Here is a 2,591-nt window from a genome sequence, read left to right on the forward strand (position 1 = left end):
ACCGAGGGCAATGGCATCCAGCGTCTGGTGCCGGAAGAAGAGTAAAAGGTGGGATTGACCAGCGAGCCTATGGGCTGTTTCGGCCATCATTGTGCCATTTTATGCGAGCAATCTCAGGATCGGTAGTATATATTCACAAGATCGAGCGTTGTTTTTCGGGAAGCAATTTCCCTGTGTTGAGGATCAACCTTATTCACCAGTGCAGAATAGTCCTGATCCCCGACACCTTTGCGCTGGATACAGAGGCAGGGCTACTCCTCCTCCGTCCCCTGCTTGTCCAGGTCTTTAACCTCGTCCACTTCCTTCAGCTTGAGATAATTCACCAGGTCGTCCTGCAGCTTCTCCATAATACGATCCGGGTGGGTGATCTTGGTATAGAAGATGGTGAAATAGATTACCTTAATCCCGGTAACGGTCCGGGCAATGAGGCTGCTGATCAGCTTGCCGACCCACAGGGCGATGATGACGGGCACCCAGCTGAACTGCAGGGTGGTGAACCAGTATTTGGCGGGCTCTTCGGCCCCCTGGATTTCGGTGGAGGGCAGGGAGCCGGACAACCAAATGCCCAGGCCAACCGCAATAATACCCAACACTATATAAACCGGTACGACAATCCGCCGCGTCACGCTGCCCAGAAAGTCGATGCCGAATACGCCGACCAGCGATTCGGGGACCTGGCTTTTGAGTGTTTTCATCTTTTTGACCCCCGGTTTGATCTCCAGCCGGTCGACAGCCACGGAGGGCAGCAGGTAGTGGTTGACCAGATCCCAGACTTCGCCGATGCCGGCAATAAACAGCCGGACGAGCATCATCACAAAGCCGCCGCCCGCAAATTTTGCCTTGTTGACGAACGCCATGAGAATATCCAGCCAGGCGATTTTTCGGGTCTGCGACTGGATGGGTTTACAGGCCGCCACCGCTGATTTGTAGGAGGGATCGTTACCTATGATGGTTTCGTAGACGATGTGACTCATCCGCATCTCTTGCTTGTTGTAATAAAAATACTTGTAGATGAAGAGGACCACCGCGACAAAGAGTCCCCACCCCTCAAGCGGAAGCTCGTACCACCAGCCCAGCCAGGCATAAAACAGGCCGCTGACCATCACGAAGTTATAGAGCAGCATGCGGATCCAGGGCTTTATGATATCCTCATCCTCCCCGATAATGGTAAAGGTGTATTTAATGAGATGCCCGACGGATTTCAGCCGGTCGGGAAAAGATAGCTTATCCAGGGCCTGTTCCGCCTTTTTAAAATCAAAGTCCATACCGTAACGTTATATTATATATTAATGGTAATGATGTGTTTAAGGGACGCTGTCACTTAGCCAATGGTCCGGCCGTTCCTTTTTGCCTGCCTCTTGCCAGAGGAGGAGAAAACGGTACTTTCATCTTTACTCCCCTTATATGGATATAGGGGACTCAAATTATAAAGTATGTAGGAACTCTAATCCTTCCGCTGCCGCCGGTGAGGAGATCGTCCCGGCGGCTGTACCCCGATTCCAATAGCCATTCATGTATACGTAAAATTCCGTATAAAGGGCTCAAAGTTGTGATACAACTTTCTCCCCAATATTTTTTACATTGAATAATAAACCGCAATTAACTACGGGATTATGGAAAAAATGAGGAAGTTCTGCTGGGGCGTCAGTCTGGTGCTCTTAATGATGGCCTGCAGCTCCGGGGAAAGTGACGAGTACATCGACCGCATGGATGAGGAGCATGAAGGCGATCGTCCGGTCGCCAATGCCGCAACCCAGTCGGAGAACGCGGACAGACTACCGGTCTCGGGCGAAGAGGTGCAGTATGCCACAGTCAATGGGACGGAAATTACCGGCTACCTGGCGACACCGGATGAAGCCGGGGATGGCGGTCCCGCCCTGATCGTGATCCATGAGTGGTGGGGACTTAATGACAATATCCGGATGATGACGGACAAGCTGGCCGGGGAAGGATACACGGCCTTGGCGGTTGACCTGTATAAAGGAAAAGTGGCCGAATCGCCCGACAGCGCCGGCACTTATGCCCGCTCGGTCGATGAAGAGGAGGCGGTTGAGAACCTGGATCAGGCCTACCGCTTTCTCACCAGGCAACAGGGCGTTGAAGCGGTCGGGACCATCGGCTGGTGTTTTGGCGGCGGATGGTCGCTGCAGACGGCGCTGGCAATGCCGGAGGCCATTGATGCGACGGTCATCTATTACGGCCGGCTGGTCACGGATGCCGGGGAACTGTCAACTCTCGATATGCCGGTGCTGGGGATTTTCGGAGCCGAGGACGATGGTATCCCGCCGGAAGAGGTGAAGAAATTTGAGGCGGCGCTTGACGAAGCGGGTGTCACCAACGATATTCATATTTACGAGGGAGCCGACCATGCTTTTGCCAACCCGTCGGGCACCCGCTACAACGCGGAAGCTGCCGAAGACGCCTGGCAGAAAACAGTGGAGTTCCTGGCGGAATATTTGAATTGAATGAGCAACCAAAAATCATTGAGAAACTATTATGAGCTACAAGGTAACGATTCGCGATATCCAGCATATTACGCACGATGTTAAACAATTTAAGGTCGACAAGCCCGACGGCTTCGAGTTTGTACC

The 2,591-nt window shown here is 52.8% G+C and carries 2 protein-coding genes; one reads left to right on the forward strand and one right to left on the reverse strand.

The window, feature by feature from the left end; all coding sequences use genetic code 11:
- Positions 1 to 251 precede the first annotated feature (251 nt).
- Positions 252 to 1,265: a hypothetical protein gene (locus ACESLU_RS14065; RefSeq protein ID WP_372639264.1), complete on the reverse strand. Its 1,014-nt coding sequence runs from the start codon at positions 1,263 to 1,265 to the stop codon at positions 252 to 254.
- Positions 1,266 to 1,613: 348 nt separating this feature from the next.
- On the opposite strand from ACESLU_RS14065, the gene ACESLU_RS14070 reads away from it, so the two are divergent.
- Positions 1,614 to 2,465: a dienelactone hydrolase family protein gene (locus ACESLU_RS14070; RefSeq protein ID WP_372639265.1), complete on the forward strand. Its 852-nt coding sequence runs from the start codon at positions 1,614 to 1,616 to the stop codon at positions 2,463 to 2,465.
- Positions 2,466 to 2,591: the final 126 nt, after the last annotated feature.

Source organism: Fodinibius sp. (genome assembly GCF_041642155.1).
In the GTDB taxonomy this organism is placed as follows: Bacteria; Bacteroidota; Rhodothermia; order Balneolales; family Balneolaceae; genus Fodinibius.